At 41.3% G+C, this 21,004-nt stretch carries 18 protein-coding genes and 1 pseudogene; 18 read left to right on the plus strand and 1 reads right to left on the minus strand.

Annotated elements, in window-relative coordinates; genetic code table 11:
* Positions 1–176 precede the first annotated feature (176 nt).
* Genes ACJ9PY_RS11515 through ACJ9PY_RS11525 form a run of 3 tightly spaced genes read left to right on the plus strand, consistent with a single transcriptional unit; the run spans position 177 to position 3,806 of the window.
* A complete protein-coding gene (locus ACJ9PY_RS11515; protein ID WP_411740050.1) occupies positions 177–1,631 on the plus strand; it encodes a spore germination protein in 1,455 nt (484 codons plus the stop codon).
* Positions 1,603–2,697 (plus strand): GerAB/ArcD/ProY family transporter, encoded by a 1,095-nt coding sequence (locus ACJ9PY_RS11520; protein ID WP_411740051.1) that lies wholly within the window; start codon positions 1,603–1,605, stop codon positions 2,695–2,697. The genes ACJ9PY_RS11515 and ACJ9PY_RS11520 overlap by 29 nt, the downstream gene beginning before the upstream one ends.
* Entirely contained in the window at positions 2,694–3,806 is a 1,113-nt protein-coding gene (locus ACJ9PY_RS11525; RefSeq protein ID WP_187049345.1) for a Ger(x)C family spore germination protein, read from the plus strand. Before ACJ9PY_RS11520 ends, ACJ9PY_RS11525 begins: the two co-directional genes overlap by 4 nt.
* A gap of 92 nt (positions 3,807–3,898) precedes the next feature.
* Here the strand turns inward: ACJ9PY_RS11525 and ACJ9PY_RS11530 are convergent, their stop codons facing one another.
* Positions 3,899–5,347 carry a flavin monoamine oxidase family protein gene (locus tag ACJ9PY_RS11530; protein WP_411740263.1) on the minus strand — a complete coding sequence of 483 codons (1,449 nt, stop codon included), beginning with the start codon at positions 5,345–5,347 and terminating at the stop codon, positions 3,899–3,901.
* Positions 5,348–5,708: 361 nt separating this feature from the next.
* On the opposite strand from ACJ9PY_RS11530, the gene ACJ9PY_RS11535 reads away from it, so the two are divergent.
* The 15 genes and pseudogenes from ACJ9PY_RS11535 (at position 5,709) to ACJ9PY_RS11605 (ending at position 20,812) form a co-directional block, all read left to right on the plus strand.
* Positions 5,709–7,070: a cytochrome ubiquinol oxidase subunit I gene (locus ACJ9PY_RS11535; protein ID WP_034312238.1), complete on the plus strand. Its 1,362-nt coding sequence runs from the start codon at positions 5,709–5,711 to the stop codon at positions 7,068–7,070.
* A 15-nt stretch (positions 7,071–7,085) separates the two neighbouring features.
* Positions 7,086–8,132 (plus strand): cytochrome d ubiquinol oxidase subunit II, encoded by a 1,047-nt coding sequence (locus ACJ9PY_RS11540; RefSeq protein WP_411740052.1) that lies wholly within the window; start codon positions 7,086–7,088, stop codon positions 8,130–8,132.
* A 28-nt stretch (positions 8,133–8,160) separates the two neighbouring features.
* The gene (locus tag ACJ9PY_RS11545) at positions 8,161–8,916 is read left to right on the plus strand and encodes a hypothetical protein (RefSeq protein WP_411740053.1); all 756 of its coding nucleotides are present in this window, start codon (positions 8,161–8,163) and stop codon (positions 8,914–8,916) included.
* A gap of 151 nt (positions 8,917–9,067) precedes the next feature.
* Positions 9,068–9,733, plus strand: a complete 666-nt coding sequence (locus tag ACJ9PY_RS11550) for a TetR/AcrR family transcriptional regulator (RefSeq protein ID WP_411740054.1) — start codon at positions 9,068–9,070, stop codon at positions 9,731–9,733.
* Between the two features lie 60 nt (positions 9,734–9,793).
* Positions 9,794–10,936 carry an acyl-CoA dehydrogenase gene (locus ACJ9PY_RS11555; RefSeq protein WP_034312230.1) on the plus strand — a complete coding sequence of 381 codons (1,143 nt, stop codon included), beginning with the start codon at positions 9,794–9,796 and terminating at the stop codon, positions 10,934–10,936.
* A gap of 124 nt (positions 10,937–11,060) precedes the next feature.
* Positions 11,061–12,698 carry an AMP-binding protein gene (locus ACJ9PY_RS11560; protein WP_411740264.1) on the plus strand — a complete coding sequence of 546 codons (1,638 nt, stop codon included), beginning with the start codon at positions 11,061–11,063 and terminating at the stop codon, positions 12,696–12,698.
* Between the two features lie 12 nt (positions 12,699–12,710).
* Positions 12,711–14,060, plus strand: coding sequence for an acetyl-CoA carboxylase biotin carboxylase subunit (locus ACJ9PY_RS11565; protein ID WP_063576330.1), 1,350 nt, complete (start codon positions 12,711–12,713; stop codon positions 14,058–14,060).
* 31 nt (positions 14,061–14,091) lie between these two features.
* A complete protein-coding gene (locus ACJ9PY_RS11570; protein WP_034312225.1) occupies positions 14,092–14,304 on the plus strand; it encodes an acetyl-CoA carboxylase biotin carboxyl carrier protein subunit in 213 nt (70 codons plus the stop codon).
* A 14-nt stretch (positions 14,305–14,318) separates the two neighbouring features.
* The gene (locus ACJ9PY_RS11575) at positions 14,319–15,221 is read left to right on the plus strand and encodes a hydroxymethylglutaryl-CoA lyase (RefSeq protein ID WP_034312221.1); all 903 of its coding nucleotides are present in this window, start codon (positions 14,319–14,321) and stop codon (positions 15,219–15,221) included.
* Positions 15,222–15,240: 19 nt separating this feature from the next.
* Complete coding sequence (locus ACJ9PY_RS11580; RefSeq protein WP_063576328.1) at positions 15,241–16,023, plus strand: enoyl-CoA hydratase; 783 nt, start codon at positions 15,241–15,243, stop codon at positions 16,021–16,023.
* A 23-nt stretch (positions 16,024–16,046) separates the two neighbouring features.
* On the plus strand, positions 16,047–17,576 hold the full coding sequence (locus tag ACJ9PY_RS11585; RefSeq protein WP_096338496.1) for an acyl-CoA carboxylase subunit beta: 1,530 nt from the start codon (positions 16,047–16,049) through the stop codon (positions 17,574–17,576).
* Between the two features lie 192 nt (positions 17,577–17,768).
* On the plus strand, positions 17,769–18,533 hold the full coding sequence (locus tag ACJ9PY_RS11590; RefSeq protein WP_063576326.1) for an NUDIX domain-containing protein: 765 nt from the start codon (positions 17,769–17,771) through the stop codon (positions 18,531–18,533).
* Between the two features lie 15 nt (positions 18,534–18,548).
* Positions 18,549–18,962, plus strand: a pseudogene (locus ACJ9PY_RS11595) (cysteine hydrolase family protein); the annotation flags it as partial.
* 873 nt (positions 18,963–19,835) lie between these two features.
* On the plus strand, positions 19,836–20,564 hold the full coding sequence (locus ACJ9PY_RS11600; protein WP_411740055.1) for a DNA-methyltransferase: 729 nt from the start codon (positions 19,836–19,838) through the stop codon (positions 20,562–20,564).
* A 116-nt stretch (positions 20,565–20,680) separates the two neighbouring features.
* Complete coding sequence (locus ACJ9PY_RS11605) at positions 20,681–20,812, plus strand: hypothetical protein (RefSeq protein ID WP_286675646.1); 132 nt, start codon at positions 20,681–20,683, stop codon at positions 20,810–20,812.
* Positions 20,813–21,004 lie beyond the last annotated feature (192 nt).

Raw genomic sequence — 21,004 nt, forward strand, 5'->3', positions numbered from 1 at the left:
TATCCTAGCATTTGCAATTTAATTACATATTAACCATTTTACAATGTTAATGTTGTTAGCTTGAAATTCATAAAAAACATTGTTTCTATAGGCTGTCCCATTTCCTCTTCGCATAAAAAATTGAAAATAGAGGAAACTGAAAAAATAAAAACTCATGTAACCAAAGGAGTTTCACCATGAAAAGTCAACCCTTGCATATAAGATTGGATCAAAAGCAGGAAAAGTTGAAATCTAAATTGGATATGCAGGATGATGTAGTTTTTAAACAGATATTCATTCCCGGTTATGAAGTTTCAGGATTATTCGTATTTGTCAATGGAACGATGGATTATCCTGCATTCAATAAGATAGTCCTTGATTTATCGGCTGCCCAGGTTGAAACCAGGCATCCGGTTCCTATCGAACAGCTTGTCATTTCAAAAATCTGTTCAGTGAGGGAACAGGATGTTGAAACATATGAAAAAGCCAAGGAGTATATTTTTGACGGGAAAACGCTTTTATTTATAGATGGAATTATAAACGGTTATGTCTTGAATCTGGAAAAGGAAAAAATCCGTACACTGGGTGAACCTTCGACAGAGAGGGTTGTCCGTGGACCGAAGCTTGGTTTTATCGAAAGTCTTCAGGAAAATATCGGCTTGATAAGGCAATATTCAAACCATCCTAACCTTATCGTCAAACAACAGAAGTTCGGGACGATGGAAAAACGGGAAGTTGCATTGATCTATTATGAAGGAAAAGCGAGCGATTCTTTGCTAAAAGAAGTGAATAAACGGATAAATGAAGTGAAAGCTACCGATCTCCAAGACACGGGGATGCTTGAGGAATTAATAGAAGATACATCTTTTACCCCTTTCCCACAGATTCAGAATACGGAGCGTCCAGATAAAGTATTGGCTGCATTGCAGGAGGGAAGGGTGGTCATCATGGTTGACGGATCGCCATTTGCGTTGATGGCACCAACGACGATCACGATGCTGCTGCAGTCACCGGATGATTATTATGAAAGGTGGGTAGCGGGTTCTTTTCTACGTGTACTTCGCTATTTATCTTTATTTGTTACCGTATTTCTTTCAGGGATTTATATCTCCTTGGTTTCGTTCAACCCTGGATTGCTTCCGTCAGAACTGGCGATGACGATTGCGGGTACAAGGGAGAACGTGCCATTTCCACCGTTTGTTGAAGCTATCATCATGGAAGTAACGATCGAACTGCTTCGCGAAGCAGGCATTCGGCTCCCATCGCCCATTGGTCAAACAGTTGGATTGGTTGGCGGGGTCATTATTGGACAAGCGGCCGTTCAGGCCAATATTGTAAGTTCCCTGATGGTCATAATCGTTTCAATCACGACGATTACCTCTTTTACGGTACCACAATATAGCTTTGGACTGGCCTTCAGGGCATTAAGGTTCGGGGCGATGATTTTTGCCGCCGTTTTAGGTTTATACGGAACCACATTATTCTTTATCATCGTTATCAGCCATTTGTCAAAACTGACCAGCTTCCAAGAACCTTATTTTCAACCAATGGATTTTATCGGTAAAAAGACCTGGAAGGATGCGTTCCTACGGTTACCGAAGTGGAAAAAGGGGGGAAATTCTTTTGAGCCAAGTAGACGGCAAAATTCTTAGTGGCGAATTGGCTGCGATCATTTCTTGCAGCATGTTAGGAATTGGAATGCTGACCCTTCCAAGGACGTTAACGGAAAAAATCCATTCGACCGATGGATGGATCGTCTTGATCTTAAACGGGATCGCTATTGCCCTTTTGTTATGCTTATTGGTTTTTCTGTTAAAAAAACATAAGGTCGCTAACTATTACACGTACATGGAGGAGGCATTTGGAAAGTGGCTCTCCAAACTTATTGGGTTAGTAGTGGTGGTGTACTTTATAGGCGTGGCCAGCTTTGAAGTTCTTGCGATGAGTGAGATGGTCCGGTTTTATTTGTTGGAGGAAACCCCTGTTGAAATCGTGATACTTTCCATGATTTTAGCGAGTGTGCATCTTTTGACAGGCAAAATTAAAGCCATAGCAAAGGCTTGTGTCTTCTTTCTTCCTTTGACAATAGTCATCGTCTTGCTCATATATTTGTTCAGTCTCAGGGTAGTCGAGATAAAAAACCTCCAGCCTGTTCTTGCGAAAGGATTTCTCCCAGTCATGAAAGGAATGGGCTCCGGAACTTTGTCTTTTTTTGGAATTGAACTTTTCATCTTTTTGTTTGGCGTCGTTAAAAATCAAAACAAGATAAGAAAAGGCGTTTTAATCGGTTTTTTCATACCGCTGATTTTATATGTGATTACATATGTATTGGTAGTGGCTACACTGACTGTCCCGGAAGTCATAGCAGTTACTTGGCCAACCATTTCCTTTATTCAATCCTTTGAGGTAACAGGGATATTTTTAGAGCGTATGGAGTTATTTCTATTAATCACCTGGATTCTTCAGTTTTTTTTAACAAATGCGATTTATTATTACTTCGCAGCAGAAGGAATGACGAAAATATTTAACAATTCATATACAACGAACCTTATTGTTTTGCTTCCAATCATTTTTTTTCTGGCCAAAATTCCTAAAAATACAAATGAGATTTTTAAAATGAGCGATTTGCTGGGGTATATATTTCCCTTTGTATTATTTGGATTGCCCATTATTACATTCGCAATCGTTCAAGTGAAAAGGAGTAGAAGAAGCGGATGAAAAGATTATGGTTGATCTTGCTTATTCCTTTACTTGCTGGCTGTTGGGACAGTCAAAATATTGAAGAATTATCGCTTGTGGTGGGAGTGGGAATCGATAAAAGCAAAAAGAAAGACGAAATCATGTTAACACAGCAAATTCTGGTTCCTCCAGGAAATAGTGGTCAGGAGAATCAGGCCCAACTAAAATATAAAAATGTTACCGTCAGTGCCAAAACGCTGCATGAAGCAATTAGGGATTCTTTACTCCTAACCAATACGGTTTTAACCAATCATCAGCGTATCATCCTCATTAATGAAGATGTATTAAGGAAAATCCCGATGGAAGCGATCATTAATCAGTCGATACGCGATAATAATACAAGGAGAAGCTGTCATGTTTATTTAACGAAGAGACCGACGAAAGAAATTTTGGGGCGATCCGAAGATGGGGAGATCCCTTCGAATGTAATCTATGAATTGAAAGATAATGAGAACAGAACGAATAAGATACTTCCGCCTTTAACACTGGGCAAAGCATCCTCAAATTTGCAATCAGATGGAAGCTTTGCCATTCAGGCCGTTGATATTAGGGGTAAGAAATTAATTTTGGAGGGTGCAGGCATTATCAACAATTCAAAGTTGATCGGGGTCATGAATGATGAGGATATAGCTGCATTAAATTGGTTGAATGGAGAGGTAAAGGGCGGAATAATCGAAGGTGTTCAACACGGTGAGCCTTTAAGTGTTGAAGTGATCGATAGGAAAAGGAGGAAAATCACGACGGAATTGAACGGTGATCATTTGACGATCAATATTGAAGTCGGGTACACAGCAAGACTTTCGGAAGATTGGTATGGTAAGGAAAACTCATTTAAGGAAGGCTATTTAAAAGATGTTGAGCGCATTGCCGAGGATGAAGTTAAGAAGGATGTAAAGAAAATCGTATATAAATTACAGCATGATTATAAAACAGGGGTAGCAGGATTGTATCGTTATGTGCAAAATCAGCATCCAAAGTTTTGGGAGAAAAATAAGAATAAATGGGACGAAGTTTTCAGTAAAGCCGATATTAATTATGAAGTGGACTTAAGGATCGTAGACTTCGGTTCAAAAGGTGGGATAAAGTGAATGGGCATAAGAATGAAAACCTTCCAAATGGAAGGTTTTTTGTCAGTGTTCTTTGTTGATGAGGTTACTTAATAGCCAAGGGAATGGTCCATTCAAGGCCCACCGAAAGTTCTAGGCAGATTCGTCACTTCATGTGCAACCCTGATTCCGGATTGAATGGCTCCTTCAATCCATGCTGGTACGGTTGATGTATGCTCCCCAGCGAAGTGGACCCTTCCTTCAGGAGTTGGGATGTATGGAAACAAGTCCGTTTCCTGACCAGGCTTAAACATGGAGAAAGCGCCGTAGGAATACTGATTCAATGTCCAGCTATAAGAAGCTCCTGATAAAAAATGATCATATACTTGATTACCATGGATTACTGCCAAATTTTTCAATGCGTGTTGTATTCGATCTTTTTCCGGTAGGATATCCCATAAAGTGGCATCATCTTCCCATGTATAACTTGCTAAGATGAGACCGGATTCACTCTGGTTGCTCGTTTGGCTGGGATAATAAGAAAATCTAATAGGTAAATCTGTCGTCAATTTACCGCCGAAGATTCCTTCCTTTTCCCAAAACCTATGAGTGAATTGAAGTCCAATTTTTGTGGAAGCAGCATAATGGAGTTCCCTTATTGCCTTCCACTTATTATGGGAAAAGGAATTCCTGGGATCAATATCTATAAATTGCAGCAATTGAAGAGGGATCGTCACGATGGCAAGATCACCGGTAACCGTTAAGGGGTTTTGACTTTGAGTATGTTTGGAATGGATGGTGACTTGATTATCATGTTGGATGATCTTTGTCACTTCATATCTGAAGATTAAATTATCCTTCAATTCCGGTAGAAAGGCATAAGGAAGCCGGTCGTTACCTCCTTCGATTGAAAAAAATTTCACGTCTGGATTAAAGAGCGGCATAAGCTCCCGGAGTATGGCCGGAAAAGAAAGTTCCGGGAATCCCTCTAAACCCATCAGGACTTTGATGCTTTCAATCGCTCCTGTTGATAGACTGATTCCGACTGGATTGTACTGCAAAAAGAAGCTCATGGAGTATTTATCAAACTCTTTAATGACTATTTCCCAATTTCTACGTGGATTTTGAATGATGAAGTCAGTCACAGGCTTGATTGCCATGTTGAGTAATTCTTCAGCTGTTTTACCTCTTTCATGGGGAGCTACAGGGTACCTCAGTATATCCGGGTTCTGCTGATATATGGCAGCGGTCGTCTTGATTCCATTGGCATAAATGGGATCATTAGGAGTAGCATTCACAAAAGTGTTGACTCGTAAACCATACTTCTTGATGTATTCAGCAACTAAGTAATGATAATTAGGAATGCGCATGGCACCGGCTTCAAGGTAGGAACCTTCTAAAAATGGCTCCCGTATGGTCAAAACACGCCCTCCGACCCTCCCGGTTGCTTCCAATATCGTAACATCGTGCCCCGCTTGTTTTAAAAGGGATGCTGCAACCAACCCAGACATGCCTGCACCAATGATAATGATTTTTTTGGGGATTGGGCTAGCCCCCAGGCCATTTCTGATCACAGCCAGCATTTGTTCGGGTGATAACGGATCTTTGGTAAAGGACAAAATGTTTTTCTCCTCTCTTGTTACACTTTCTATATGGGATTTACGCTATCTTATTCCGATTGGGTCACCATTTATGAAGGATATTCAATAATTTGTCATCTAAATGCTTAGTAACAAATTTTTTAGTGCATTGGTGAATTCCACGTAATATATATACCAAAAATAACCTCGGTAGAATATATAATAAACAAGCATCCAAAAACATCATTAAGTGAATACCGAGCTTCTGCAAAACCTATGAAAAATTAGTTTGTGGAATATTATTAAATATTTTCCTTTACAGAGGAGATACTACCAAGAGACAAAGGGTAGAAAGGAAGACAGTATGGATCATATACAAATGGCCCGCGCAATGTTCGGGACGAATATGGCTGTACATATCATATTTGCAACAATTGGCGTCGGGTTGCCGATGATGATGTTGGCAGCGGAATTGATGTATCAAAGGACAAAGGATTTACAGTATGTCGTCATGGCTAAACGCTGGACCAAAACATTAGGGGTTTTACTTGGGGTCGGGATTCCGACTGGTACGATTGCGGGTGTGCAGCTGTCACTATTATGGCCTGGGTTCATGGAAGTGATAGGACGTGTCATGGCGCTTCCATTCCAAATCGAGATTTATGCATTCATGGTTGAAGCGCTGTTCATGTCAATCTATGTGTATGCTGCTGAAAAAATCAAGCCATGGGCCCGAATCGTGAGTTTATTCTTTGTTGCATTCGGAGCATTGGCTTCGGCTGTTTTGATTTCGAATGTCCATGCTTTTGAAGGGACACCTGCTGGGTTCCGGTTTGAAAATGGGGAAATCGTCGATGTCGATCCTTGGGCGGCATTTTTTAACCCAAGTTTCTTGGTGACGGCAGGTCATACGGCCCTGACTGCTTATACTACAGGCGCTTTTGTCGTGGCGTCCGTCGCAGCCTATAAGATGCTGAAAAATAAATATGGCACTGCTGAATTTAATTTTCACCAAAAAGCACTGAGGCTCAGTATTGTCTTGGGCTTGGTTTTTTCGTTTTTGACGGCATTGAACGGTCATGCGACTACGCAGCATTTATATAGGGAACAGCCGGAAAAACTGGCAGCGGCAGAAGGGTTGTTTGAAACACAGGACCATGCCGGACTTACCTTGTTCGGTTATACCGATAGGGAAGCTCAGGAAGTGAAGTATGGGATTGAATTTCCATGGTTATTAAGCTTTCTATCTGGTAATAGCTTTGATACGGTTGTGACCGGTTTGAACGATTTTCCGGAAGAGTATTGGCCGCCGCTTTATGTCCATATCTTATTTAATGCCATGGTCATGATTGGTTCAGGCTTAATCGCGTTGGCACTGTTTGCATTGGTATGGAATAAATGGCTGAAAAAGGAGACATATCCGAAATGGATTCTTTGGCTGTTTGTTGCATCAGGGCCGCTTTCGGTGATTTCAATAGAATGCGGTTGGATTTTTGCCTGTACCGGCAGACAGCCTTGGACGATATACAGGATGCTGACAACGGAGGATTCAGTCACTTCGTACGAAAACCTTGGATTCTTATTCACGATGTTCATTATTGTATATATCATTTTATGCGTTTCTGTCGTGTTTACACTTTTGTATTATTTCAAACGTCATTCCGTAATGGATGATATATATAAAGCCGAACAGAAAGGTGTAAGACTTTTCGATTCGAATTCATAAAAGGGGGGAAGGCGAATGAGTGATGCTCTTCTTGCAATAACGCTGGTCTGGGGCTTTATTTTTCTTTATGCCATCATGGCCTCTATGGATTTTGGCGCGGGCTTCTGGGCAATGACTTACATTAAAAAGGAAGAGACGAATGCTACCAAGATAGCGAATAGCTATTTATCACCAACTTGGGAAGTGACGAATACTTTTGTGGTTGGTCTTGTCATTGCGATTTACAGTTTATTCCCAGGTGCGGTATTCCCGATTGGGGTAGCCTTGATCGTTCCCGCGAGCCTGATATTGGTTCTGCTATGTATTAGGAGTGCTTTCTTGGTTTTCTCGCATAGCGTTGACAAATATGAAAAAGCGTTAACGTATATCTCAGGATTGACGGGATTGATCATACCGGGGCTATTAATTAGCGTATTGCCAATCACTCATCTTGGGTTTGTCGAAGGTGTGAGAGGAAATGAAGAATTGAATTTATCTAAACTTTTCACGAGTCCGAATGAGTATGCATTTGTGGGATTCGGCATTATGAGCACGCTTTTTTTATCTTCTTTGCTCCTGTCCGATTACTCAAAACAGGCCGACGAAATGAAAGCATACAAAATATATCGCAGGGATGCGATGATAACGGGACCGCTTATGTTGGTCATGGCTCTGTTGGTCATGCTCACGTTAAGAAACGAAGCGAATTGGATTTACCAAGGAATGATGAAAAACTCTGCATTGTTATTCATCTCGCTCATTTTTTTCATCATTAGCGGGATAGCACTGTACCTACCCTATTTTTCTAAGCAGGAGGTTAAAGGGATGCCACGCCTCGCTGTCATTGCGATTATCATACAGTATTTAATCGGCAGTTATGCTTATGGTATCGCTCATTTACCTTATATCATCTATCCAAATGTCACGATTCTATCAGGATTTACCGATCCAACCTCATTCCGGGCCGTGTTTGCCACGTATATCGTGGGCTTTGCAATATTAGTCCCAGGGTTCTATTATTTCTGGTCCATCTTCATGAAAGATCAGCGTCGAAAGTTCAAACGGCGACAAATGTCAAATTAGTTCATCTTTGAAAAGAGAGGTTATCACTATGAAAAAGTTAGATCTGCTAAAATATGCGGTTTTAGTCATCTCACTATTTTTGAGCTATCAAGCGGTTGAAGCGCATGATAAAAATTTTCAGGTGGATGGCACATATATTTCAACTAAAAGAGATGTAACAGGTGACCAGAAAATAGACATCATCCAGGTTCAGGGACTGCCTTATGAGGAAGGTAGTAAGTTTCTGAAAAAAATTGAGTTAAGTGTGGAAAGCAATCGCCGTACAATCGACGTCCCGCTTGAAGCTGGGTATAATCCAGATCTAAAGGTTGCCGACTTGAATGATGATGGGGTCCAGGATGTATTGGTTACGGTTTTGATGGAAGGTAGAGAGCGGTTGATATCCAGTTACGCCTATACATTCAAGGATGGAAAAGTGAAGGAGCTTGAAGTACCGCCATCCGTTCCTGTAATGGCACAATTTCTGGACGGATACAAAGCGGAAATCATTATTGAAGGTCAAAAACCTGTGGTGATGGATGTCAGTTCCAGAAAACAAGCTTATGATAAATTGGGCATTTATCAAAATGGAAAACTAAATGAACCGACAGAGCTTTTGGTTGATCCATACTCTTCACTGGATTTCAAGACCGTTTTTGGAAAAGGAAAAGCGCTTATCGGAATCCAAAATGTAAAAGGGTCCGATGAGCGTGATCCGATACTGGAGATCAAATCAGTGTGGAAATATAATAATGGATGGCAGCTTGTAAAAGCCCAAGTTAAACCGGTCAAGGGTAGTAATTGACATGGTATCGACTGCTTCTTAAATAAACTGGATTGACGGCTCTTGGTTATGAGGGCTGTTTTTTTGTTGATAATTAAAAATTGACAATTTTTAATTATTTGGTAAAATCTAAATAAATCCAGTTTATACATAATCAAGCTCTTTATTCTGGATGGAATGTAAGCGGATACAAAGGGGGTGCAGTCTTACGGAGTTAAAAGAAAAAATAATTGAAACATCGTTGACGCTCTTCGATTTGCATGGTTTTCATGGTGTCTCCGTCAACGAAATCGTAAAGGCATGCGGAACTAGCAAAGGTGGTTTTTATCACCATTTCTCTTCCAAAGATGAACTCTTATTTGTCATCCATGATTACTTTATTTCATATGTTTTAATAAAAGCACAGGAAGCCATTTCAGAAAGTACCCATCCAACAGAAAAAATGCAAAAGATCATTCAATCATTTGTTAAAGTTTTTGACCTCTATAAACCACACATCTCAGTTTTCTATCAAGAAAGCATTTACTTAAAACCACCTTATGTTGAAGCAATCAAAAAAAAGCGTCAAACGTATAAAGAAATCATTTTTTCCGTTATCAAAGAAGGTATTGACAAGGGAGTATTCCGCAGCGAATTGCCAGTGGAAATTACCGGAATGTCAATTCTGGGCATGGTGAACTGGTCCTACAAATGGTACAAAAGGGACGGCGGAAAAACGATCGACGAAATCGGTGATATTTACGTGGATTTAATTCTGAATGCCCTATTGATAGATAAACAAAAAGAAGCGGAAATCACCCAGCCATTTTTACTGAAGAACCAAGTTGTTGTGGATTGAACTATCAACTTGATTTGTACAGACCAACTAGTCGGTCTCAATAGAAAGGGGAATGAACATATGGATTTTTCACTTACAAAAGAACAGCAAATGATTAAGGAAATGGTAAGGGAATTTGCTGAAAAGGAAATTAAGCCGATTGCGATAGAGTTGGATGCAAAGTCCATGTTTGCGGAGGATGTATTCAAAAAAATGGGGAAACTCGGGTTGCTTGGAATTCCGTTTCCTGAAGAATATGGCGGTTCGGGCGGAGATACGATTTCGTATGCCATTGCCGTTGAAGAGATTGGCAAGGCGTGCGGGGGAACCGGCTTAAGTTATGCCGCAGCCGTTTCGCTCGGGGCAAGTCCAATTTACTATTTTGGAACCGAAGAACAGAAGCAAAAATATCTGGTTCCAATCACGACCGGTGAAACCCTGGCAGCTTTCGGGTTGACAGAGCCTAATGCGGGTTCCGATGCTGGCGGTACGAGAACGACTGCCGTGTTGGATGGTGATGAATATGTGATTAATGGCGAAAAAACATGGATAACAAATGCCAGCTATTCAAGAACGGTTACTGTCACTGCTGTATCGGGAAAAGATTCAAAGGGCAAAAACATCATCTCGGCATTCATCGTGCCAACCGATACCCAAGGGCTGACGATCAATAGCAATTATGAAAAAATGGGAGTCCGTGCTTCCAATACTTGTGAAATCATTCTGGATAATGTTCGGGTGCCAAAGGAAAATTTATTGGGAGATCCGGACAAAGGGTTCAAACAATTCCTATTCACGCTTGATGGAGGACGGATTTCCATTGCAGCTTTGGCCGTCGGTATCGCTCAGGCTGCCTTTGACAGAGCTTTAGCTTTTTCAAAAGAGCGCATCCAATTCGGTAAAACCATATCAAATTTCCAGGCCATTCAATTCAAGCTTGCAGACATGGCGATGGAGATCGAATTGGCGAGGAATATGGTATATAAGGCTGCATGGTTAAAAGACAATAAAAAACCTTTTGCAAAGGAAGCGGCATACGCCAAGCTCTTTGCTAGTGAGACCTCGTTCCGCGCCAGCAATCAAGCGATTCAAATACACGGCGGCTCTGGTTACATGCGTGAATATGAAGTGGAACGCTATTTAAGAGATGCTAAGTTATTGGAAATTGGTGAAGGCACATCCGAAATTCAAAGACTCGTTATCGCCAGGCAATTAGGCTGTTAATCTTTACGGAACGTAAAATGAACTTGATGCTTGGGGTTCATTTGGGTGAAAAGCAGATGTTATCTATACAGCAAAAAGCGTTCATTCTTACCTTTATTTGATTAGGAGGAGTTTGATGTCTGATTTGCTAGATGTTACGATCGGGAAATTGCTTGAAAGGACAGCTGAACAATACGGTGGTAATGAAGCGGTTGTGTACCATGAACTAGGCCTGCGCCATTCTTATCGCGAATTTGAAAAGATTTGCCGAAAGGCTGCCAGGGGGTTCATGTCACTGGATATTAAAAAAGGGGAACATATCGCCATTTGGGCATCCAATAAACCGGAATGGCTTATATCCCAATTTTCCACCGCGAAAATGGGCGGGGTGCTGGTGACGGTCAATACTAATTACCGCTCAAGTGAACTGGAATACCTGCTTAAGCAATCCGATTCGACGACGATCATCCTGATGGAACAATATAAGGATCATTCATATATAGATACGCTGTACGAAATCGTACCTGAATTGAAAAATGCAGAACCAGGAAAATTACAATCTGAGAAACTGCCAAAATTAAAAAATATCATCGTTTTAGGTGAAAAACGTTATCCCGGAACGTTTTCATGGGATGAAGTCATTAGCGGGGGCGAATCCGTTTCGGAGGAATCGCTCGACATGAGGATGGAGGAATTGGCTCCAGGTGATGTGATTAACATGCAATATACATCAGGGACGACAGGATTTCCAAAAGGAGTGATGCTGACGCATTCCAACTTGGTCAATAACGGATTGAATGTCGCAGAGTGCATGAAGCTGACAGAAGCCGACCGGCTATGCATCCCGGTTCCGTTTTTTCATTGTTTCGGCTGTTCCCTTGGTACGATGGCATCTGTTTCAGTTGGGGCAACAATGGTGCCGATTGTGGAATTTAATCCACGCGTTGTCCTTCAGACAGTTGAAGCCGAAAAATGTACTGGGCTTCATGGTGTACCGACGATGTTCATTGCTGAACTTAATCTCGATGACTTTGACCAGTATGATTTAATTTCGTTACGGACTGGTATCATGGCAGGCTCGACATGTCCGATTGAAGTCATGAAAAGCGTGGTGAATAAGATGGGCATCACGGAAATCACGATTACTTATGGTCAAACGGAATCTTCTCCAGGAATTACGATGACAAGAACGGACGATCCGATCGAACTTCGTGTTTCTTCAGTGGGAAGGGCTTTGCCGAAAGTGGAAGTGAAAATTGTCGATCCGGCTACAGGGGAGGAAGTCCCGCGGGGCATGCAGGGTGAACTCTGTTCGAGGGGATACCATGTAATGAAGGGTTATTATAATAACCCGGAAGCCACTGAGCAGGCGATTGACACGGAAGGCTGGCTTCATACGGGAGATTTGGCAGTGATGGATGAGAGGGGTTATTGCAAGATTACTGGCCGGCTGAAAGATATGATCATTCGCGGAGGGGAAAATATTTATCCCCGTGAGATTGAAGAATTCCTCTACCAACACCCTGCAATTGTCGATGTCCAGATACTCGGCGTTCCAGATCAGAAATATGGGGAAGAGGTAGCCGCATGGATCATTTTGAAAGCAGGAGAAACCCTTACGGAGAAAGAATTGATAGAGTATTGCAAAGGGAAAATATCTTTTCATAAAATTCCGCGTTACATTCAATTTACCGATGCTTATCCAATGACTGCATCCGGAAAAATCCAAAAGTATAAGCTTCGGCAGCAAACTCTTGACCTACTAACGGAACGCACTAAATAAGGAGGATATCGAATGATTCGAAAAATTCTTATCGCAAACAGGGGAGAAATAGCATCACGCATTATTCGTACATGCAAGAAGCTGGGAATACTTACTGTCGCTGTCCATTCGGAAGCAGATTCGGATTCGCCTTTTGTGGGATTGGCGGATGAGGCATATTTATTGGGTGGCCCGAGAGTACAGGAAAGCTATTTAAACGTCAATAAGATTTTGGAAATAGCTAAGGAAACCGGAGCGGAGGCCATTCATCCTGGATATGGTTTTCTTAGTGAAAATGCAGATTTCGCACGTTCATGCGAAGAAGCCGGCTTGATATTCATAGGTCCCAAACCAGAGATCATTCAGCAAATGGGCAATAAAGTCGAGGCGAGGAAAAAGATGGAGCAAGCAGGACTTCCATTGGTGCCTGGATTTTCACGTCCGTTAATTGATAGTGCAGAAGCGGCAGCCGTTGCCGAAAAGATTGGCTATCCAGTCATGTTAAAAGCAGCAGCAGGCGGCGGCGGAATCGGCATGCAGGCCGTTGCTAATGAAGATGAACTAACCAAAGCCTTCGAAGGGAATCAAAAACGTGCCCAATTATTTTTTGGCAATGGAGATATGTTCATAGAAAAATTGATTGAGAAGCCTCGTCATATCGAAATTCAGGTATTGGCAGATTCCTTTGGGAATGCTGTTTACTTATGGGAAAGGGAATGCTCCGTTCAAAGGCGCCACCAGAAGGTCGTGGAAGAGGCTCCATCTTCTTTCCTTGACGAAGAAACAAGAAACAGGATGGGAATGGCTGCAGTGAAAGCGGTAAAATCCATCGGTTATAGCAATGCGGGCACACTCGAATTTTTAGTAGATGCAGATAAAAACTTTTATTTCTTGGAAATGAATACACGCCTTCAGGTAGAGCATCCTGTCACTGAAGAAATTACGGGACTGGACTTAGTCGAACAGCAAATTAAAATTGCATCGGGCAACAAATTGGATTTCACCCAAAGTGAGATTAAACAGGACGGACATTCCATTGAAGTCCGCATTTATGCTGAAGATCCGAAAACCTTTTATCCGGCACCGGGGAGAATCACCACCATGGAACTTCCGGAAGGTGAAGGGATCCGTCATGAATTGGCCGTTCATGGAACTTCGGTCGTATCCCACTTTTATGATCCGATGATCGCCAAATTGGTGGTGAGCGGCGACTCGAGGGATAATGCGATTGAGAGATTAAGAGAAGCGCTGGCAAGCTATAAAATCGAAGGAATTAAAACAAACCTTCCTTTGCTGATGGAAATAATTTCTCATGAGGCTTTTTCCAAAGGAGATACGACTACGGATTTCATTGCGAAATATATTCAAAAATTGACTGTATAACTTAAAACATAATGATCGGGAGGAAAATAAAATGGCAGAATTAAAGGCAAGCATGGCAGGAAGCGTTTGGAAAATCGTAGCAAATGAGGGGCAAAGTGTAACCGACGGACAGGATATCATTATCTTGGAATCGATGAAAATGGAAATCCCCATTGCAGCCGAGGAAGCTGGCACCATTAAAGAACTAAAAGTGAATGAAGGGGATTTCGTAAATGAAGGCGACGTTTTGGCCGTCATTGAATAAAGGGACGGAGGGGTATGATGAATTGGCCTGAAAAAGTGACAATTAAGGAAGTTGGCCCCCGTGATGGGCTGCAAAATGAAAAGGTCATAATACCTGCACAAAGCAAAATGGAGTGGATCGATCAGCTCTCTGATACAGGATTATCTTATATAGAAGTGACTTCATTCGTACACCCAAAGTGGATTCCCCAATTGAGTGATGCCGTCCTGGTGGCTAAGGGAATAAAGCGCAAGCCTGGTATCACTTATGGGGCCCTTGTACCGAATCAAAGGGGACTGGAGTCGGCCCTTGACGCCAATATCGATGATATTTCCGTGTTCATGTCATCCAGTGAAACGCATAATCTAAAAAATATCAATAAGTCGATTTCCGATACCTTTCCAATATTGAAGGATGTCATCAGGACAGCAGCAAATAGCGGGAAAACGGTCAGGGGCTATGTTTCAACCGTTTTCGGCTGTCCGTATGAAGGGGAGGTTTCGACTGATCAGGTTTTCCGTGTTTGTGATCAACTTTTTGAATATGGCATCGATGAAGTTTCGTTGGGTGATACCATTGGGGTCGCGTCTCCAAGACAGGTTGCACTGTTCCTTGAACAGGCTGTAAAAAGATATGATATGAGCCAAATTGCCCTCCATTTTCATGATACAAGGGGAATGGCACTCGCAAATATCCTTGAATCACTGAATTATGGTATTGACACTTTCGACTCTTCGCTCGGAGGTTTAGGGGGATGCCCGTATGCACCAGGAGCGAGCGGAAATGTGGCTACGGATGACCTGGTTCATATGCTACATAAAATGGGGATTCACACAGGAATCAATCCCGAAAAGCTATTGAAGGCTGCGGCCATGGTGCAAAGCTTTTTGGAAAAACCATTGCCTAGCCATCAGATGGCTGTAAATAACGCACAATAAGCGAAATCGAGGTGAATGTATGACTTCATTAGTTGATATAAGGTATGAAGAAAAGGGAATTGCCTTCGTGACCTTGAATCGGCCGGATGCTGCTAACGCTTTATCCACAGAATTGCTTCATTGCTTAATCGAAGGGCTGGATGAATTGAAGAGAGATTCCAATTTACGAACAGTCATTATAACGGGAGCAGGTGAAAAGGCGTTTTGTGCAGGTGCGGATCTTAAGGAAAGAGCGGGTATGAATGATGATAAAGTCAAGGAGACAGTCAAGTTGATCGGAGACACGATTACGGCTGTAGAAAACCTTCCAGTACCGGTCATCGCTGCGATCAACGGTTCGGCTTTTGGCGGTGGGCTGGAATTGGCACTCGCTTGTGACATACGCATCGCATCGGAAACGGCAAAGGTGGGGCTGACTGAAACGTCATTAGGCATCATCCCTGGTGCAGGCGGTACACAGCGACTGCCCCGGATAGTCGGAATGCCGACAGCGAAAGAACTGATTTATACGGCAAGGAGATTGGATGCAAAAACGGCACATGCCTTGAAAATCATCAGTCATGTATATTCACCCCAACATTTACTTGAGGAAGCGAAAAAATTGGCTAAGGAAATTGCGGTCAATGCCCCATTAGCACTCAGGGCTGCAAAAGCGGCGATCAATCAAGGGGCTGAGACCGACTTGAAAACAGGATTGCAAATTGAAAATGACTGCTATCAGACAACTTTAAAAACCCTTGACCGACTGGAGGGTCTGTCAGCATTCAAGGAAAAACGCAAACCGGTATATAGAGGCCAATGATTTCTATTGAAGGAGGAACAGGGATGGTAACGACGGATAAACTAACCGAAACGGTTGAAACGATTAAAAAAGGCGGTTTAGAAAAGTATCATCAAAAAAACGCTGAAAAAGGAAAGCTTTTCGTACGTGAACGTCTAGAGCTGCTTTTCGATGAAGGGGTAGAAATAGAGGACGCTTTCTTTGCCAATTGTGCAAGTGTTGGTCTGCCTGCTGATGGTGTAGTTACGGGCATCGGAAAAATCAATGGTCAAAGGGTCTGTGTCATGGCCAATGATTCGACTGTGAAAGCTGGATCCTGGGGAGCAAGGACCGTCGAGAAAATCATTCGCATTCAGGAAACAGCCGAAAAGTTACAGCTGCCCCTTCTTTATTTAGTCGATTCTGCCGGGGCACGAATAACGGATCAAGTAGAAATGTTTCCGGGCCGCCGCGGAGCTGGCCGCATCTTTTACAACCAAGTGAAGCTATCAGGAAAAGTCCCGCAAATTTGTCTATTGTTCGGTCCATCTGCCGCCGGCGGGGCATATATTCCAGCTTTTTGTGATATTGTTGTAATGGTTGATGGCAATGCATCCATGTATTTAGGTTCACCGAGAATGGCAGAAATGGTCATTGGCGAAAAGGTGAGCGAAGAGGAAATGGGCGGGGCGAAAATGCATTGTTCCGTTTCAGGATGCGGCGATGTACTTGTCAAGTCGGAAGAAGAATCGATCGCGTTTGCGCGAAGGTACTTAAGCTATTTTCCAGGAAATTATCAAGAAAGACCTAAAAGCGTAAAACCTGAGCTGCCTGCGGATTTCGAAAAAACTTTGGAAGAACTGATTCCTAAAAATCAGAATGCAGCCTTCAATATGTACGACCTGATCGATAGGGTTATAGACAGGCAATCATTTTGTGAAATTAAGAAGCTATTTGCCCCTGAATTAATCACTGGGCTTGCAAGGCTAAATGGACAAACGATAGGGATCATAGCCAATCAGCCGCGAGTCAAGGGCGGCGTCCTGTTCCATGATTCAGCTGATAAGGCTGCCAAGTTCATCAACTTATGTGATGCTTTCCATATACCGCTGTTATTCCTGGTGGATATTCCAGGATTCATGATTGGGACGAAGGTCGAACGGGCAGGAATCATTCGCCATGGTGCGAAAATGATCTCGGCCATGAGTGAAGCCACTGTTCCCAAGATTTCCGTCATCGTCCGTAAAGCTTATGGTGCCGGACTATATGCGATGGCCGGTCCCGCCTTTGAACCGGACTGCGTTCTTGCCTTACCGACGGCATTGATAGCGGTCATGGGAGCTGAAGCTGCGGTCAATGCAGTCTATGCTAATAAAATCAATGCGATGGAACCAGAAGAGCGCCCTGAATTCATTGAACAGAAGCGCAATGAGTATAATGAAGATATCGATATATACCGCTTAGCCTCTGAAATGATCGTTGATGGCATCATCCAGCCGAATGACCTGCGTGATGAATTGAGCGCGCGGTTTGAAGCGTATAGCAGTAAGCAATTGACATTTACCGATCGTAAGCATGGGGTCTATCCCGTATAAAGTATTCCATAAAAAAGCCCGGTTCATCATGACCGGGCTTTTTTATGGAATAAAATGAATGATTATTTAAATAATTAGAAAATTTTTCTGATTTAGAGTTGCTAAATCACACAAGGAAGAGTACTATAATTAGTAATTAAAGATTTACTAATTACTTAATTCCATACTTAGTGAAAGAAAGTGAGAGTTGCCATGGCTCAGCAGGAAATAAAGAAATATATTACTCCAGATGGATACACAGCAGATATTGCAATTTTTACTATTACTACAAAGAAAACGGCAGAGAAAGCCCCTCCTGAAATGTTTTTGAAGCTATTATTAATCAAACGTGCCTCAAAAGATAAGGAAGGAAGCCCCAATGTTGAAGGAGATAAATGGGCTTTACCCGGAGGCTTTGTCAATGCCTCCGAGACTGCCTATGAAGCAGCCAAACGAGAATTGAAAGAAGAAACGGGCGTAGCTGGATTCCATGTCAAGCATTTCGGGGTTTATGACCGCCCAGGGCGCGATCCCAGGGGATGGATCATATCCAATGCTTTTTATGCAATTGTCCAGGAAGAGTTTCTTCATCAAAGAAAAGCGAATGACGACGCAGCTGAGGTTGAATTGTTCACGATTCAGGAAGCCTTACAATTAGATCTTGCATTTGATCATTATACAATTATTAACGATGCGATGAATGTATTGAAAAAAGAAATGGTGCAAACGACGATAGCCCAAAAATTCCTGCCGGATGAATTTACACTTTCTGAACTGCAACGGGTTTTGCTGACAGCCAGAGATGATGCAAAAATCAGTGCAGACTCCCTTTTTTATGCAAAAGCCCCGAAGCTTCCGTTTTTGGAGAAAGTATTGGATGAAAAGGGAATGCAAAAGAAAACGAAACGTAATTCGTATCGGCCTTCACAGCTTTACCGGTTTAATGCAGAGGTTGTCATGGACTCTATTTACTATTAAGGGGGAATTGGTGAAATGGGAAAAAAGGCATTGATCAATATAGATTATACGTATGACTTCGTGGCAGACGGGGGTTCATTGACCTGCGGGAAGCCAGGTCAGGATATCGAGAAGGAACTTGTCAGTATAACCAAGGAATTTATCAAACAAGGCGAATATACGGTATTCGCTATTGATTTACATGAAGAAGGAGACCGCTTACATCCCGAATCGAATTTGTTTCCACCGCATAATATTAGCGGTACAATGGGTAGAGACCTATACGGGGCGTTAAAAGAGGAATATGAAACAAATAAAAATCAAAAGAATGTTCATTATATAGATAAAACACGTTATTCGGCCTTTGCAGGAACGGACCTTGATATCCGCCTGCGGGAACGTCACATTACCGATGTTTATTTAGTCGGAGTTTGTACAGATATTTGCTTATGAATACTAGGAATCAGATATTTGTTCAAACCCTTAGATAGTAGGGGTTTTCAGGGTGTATACTTCAATAAAAATTTATTAGAATTTGAAGTCATATATTTAGTAATAAATGACTCATAACAGACCCTGTTTACTACTACAACAGGAGCACCCAAAAAATCAATATTGTTGTAGTAGAGGTGTAGTAGTAGTAGTGGGATATCAGTAGTATACGTTAACGAAAGGAATTGTACATATATTTTTTGTAGTTAGAGAGAATATGCTTCCTGAGAGGCAACGGTAACGCTTTGATCCAAGTAATAGAATAAGTTCATATAGTTTATTACAATCTCTATAACATTAGGGGATGCTGGAATATTATAAAAGACAGATGATGATAAGTTTAGGTTTTTTCAAAAGTTTCTAAATGATTCATTCCTCGCCGTTCTATCCCACCAGTATATGAATATTTAATTTCAGTTATACGCTAATTGTTCTTGCTCATCCTTTAAGCATGAATGACGGATGCCATCTCCAAGATTTTTTAGTGAACCCCCAAAATATTAAGTCCACAATAATTATCCGGACTCCAAATCTATTAAAAAATGCTGGACACGTTCTACATTTAATATCCATACTTTATTCCCAAAAGGGATACATTATAGAATAAGCTGCCATTTAATGGTGGCTTTTTCAGTTTTGATTTTTTTAGAGTAAAGTTATAAAGACTTAAAACTGCCCTAATTAGGCAATTTTTATGATGTTTTTGTGAAAAATAATAATTTTATTAAAAAAGGCTAAGTCTCCCCTAGTTTTATATTATACAAATCGGATTTAATTCAAACACCTTAGTCAACTAAGAGAATTAAATCAAGAATGGGGATAAATAATAAAATGACTGTAAGTAAATCAGCAGGAGAATTGAAACTAATAAATGGGGATGTCTTTAATGAAATAAAAAAAATTGATAGTAATTCTATTCATTTAATCTGTACGGATCCGCCATATTTTATTTCTAGAAAGACGAATTTTAAAAGTGGTGGCGGTGACCAAAAAAAATATGGTTCAATTTCAATGGAATTTGGTGAATGGGATTTAGAAGAAAATAGCTTAAATTGGTTTTCTCTATTACAAGAATTTAAAAGAGTACTAGTTCCAGGTGGATCAATGGTCATTTTTTACGATATTTTTAAAATGAATGATATTTCAAAAGTTGCGGAAAATCTGAAGTTGAAACAACCAAGAATAGGGTCTTGGGAAAAAACTAATCCGGTCCCAATTAATGCGAAAGTAAATTATTTGTCAAACTCAAGAGAATATTTTATTTCCTTTACTAAAGGGACTAAAAGAACGTTTAATTCTTATTATGATAGGGCTTCTTATGAAGCACCTATAGTTAGTGGAAAAGTGAGAATTCACCCTTGTCAAAAGCCAGTTGCTGTTCTCGAAAAAATAATTGCAACCCATTCTAATAAAGGTGAAACCGTATTAGATTGTTTTATGGGTTCGGGGTCAACAGGACAGGCTGCAATAAACCTAAATCGAAACTTTATTGGTATCGAGTTAGATAATACCTACTTTAATGGAGCATTGAATGCTTTGAATAAAGATACGACAAGTTAAATGAGAAACTCCTGATAAAATCGGGTTACCCCCCTCTTGATAATTATGAAATTGACTACTAAAGTCTTTAATCTTAACGATACGAGATAAACACCGTTTCCTGCGGTGTTTTTATTTTGGATAAGAAAGATGATCTGGGGAAATTAGGTGAAGATATTGTAGGTCCAGCTGTTTTTCTGTCCTCAGAAGAATCATCCTTCATCACTGGAACTCATATTTTAGTTGATGGAGTTTATTCAGTAAAATAATTATGTAAGTACAAATCATGAGAAATCTTACAAATTGATTGTTAATCTAAAGGAAAAGAAAAAGCGCAAACTTGTTGCCATTCAACGGGTTTGCGCTTCTTTACTTCCCCTTTTTGTTGAAGAAATCCGGTACTCCTTGCATCTTTGAAATCCTACGAATACGCCAATATACTTCGAGGGATAAAACTTTTT

The sequence above is a fragment of the Peribacillus sp. S4 genome, assembly GCF_046715815.1.
In the GTDB taxonomy this organism is placed as follows: domain Bacteria; phylum Bacillota; class Bacilli; order Bacillales; family DSM-1321; genus Peribacillus; species Peribacillus frigoritolerans.

Coding starts and splice junctions, on each gene's coding strand:
- ACJ9PY_RS11535 (WP_034312238.1), top strand. CDS start 5,709: ATGGATCATATACAAATGGCCCGCGCAATGTTCGGGACGAATATGGCT.
- ACJ9PY_RS11515 (WP_411740050.1), top strand. CDS start 177: ATGAAAAGTCAACCCTTGCATATAAGATTGGATCAAAAGCAGGAAAAG.
- ACJ9PY_RS11525 (WP_187049345.1), top strand. CDS start 2,694: ATGAAAAGATTATGGTTGATCTTGCTTATTCCTTTACTTGCTGGCTGT.
- ACJ9PY_RS11575 (WP_034312221.1), top strand. CDS start 14,319: ATGATGAATTGGCCTGAAAAAGTGACAATTAAGGAAGTTGGCCCCCGT.
- ACJ9PY_RS11580 (WP_063576328.1), top strand. CDS start 15,241: ATGACTTCATTAGTTGATATAAGGTATGAAGAAAAGGGAATTGCCTTC.
- ACJ9PY_RS11540 (WP_411740052.1), top strand. CDS start 7,086: ATGAGTGATGCTCTTCTTGCAATAACGCTGGTCTGGGGCTTTATTTTT.
- ACJ9PY_RS11555 (WP_034312230.1), top strand. CDS start 9,794: ATGGATTTTTCACTTACAAAAGAACAGCAAATGATTAAGGAAATGGTA.
- ACJ9PY_RS11600 (WP_411740055.1), top strand. CDS start 19,836: ATGACTGTAAGTAAATCAGCAGGAGAATTGAAACTAATAAATGGGGAT.
- ACJ9PY_RS11570 (WP_034312225.1), top strand. CDS start 14,092: ATGGCAGAATTAAAGGCAAGCATGGCAGGAAGCGTTTGGAAAATCGTA.
- ACJ9PY_RS11585 (WP_096338496.1), top strand. CDS start 16,047: ATGGTAACGACGGATAAACTAACCGAAACGGTTGAAACGATTAAAAAA.
- ACJ9PY_RS11565 (WP_063576330.1), top strand. CDS start 12,711: ATGATTCGAAAAATTCTTATCGCAAACAGGGGAGAAATAGCATCACGC.
- ACJ9PY_RS11590 (WP_063576326.1), top strand. CDS start 17,769: ATGGCTCAGCAGGAAATAAAGAAATATATTACTCCAGATGGATACACA.
- ACJ9PY_RS11550 (WP_411740054.1), top strand. CDS start 9,068: ATGGAATGTAAGCGGATACAAAGGGGGTGCAGTCTTACGGAGTTAAAA.
- ACJ9PY_RS11530 (WP_411740263.1), bottom strand. CDS start 5,347: ATGCTGGCTGTGATCAGAAATGGCCTGGGGGCTAGCCCAATCCCCAAA.
- ACJ9PY_RS11545 (WP_411740053.1), top strand. CDS start 8,161: ATGAAAAAGTTAGATCTGCTAAAATATGCGGTTTTAGTCATCTCACTA.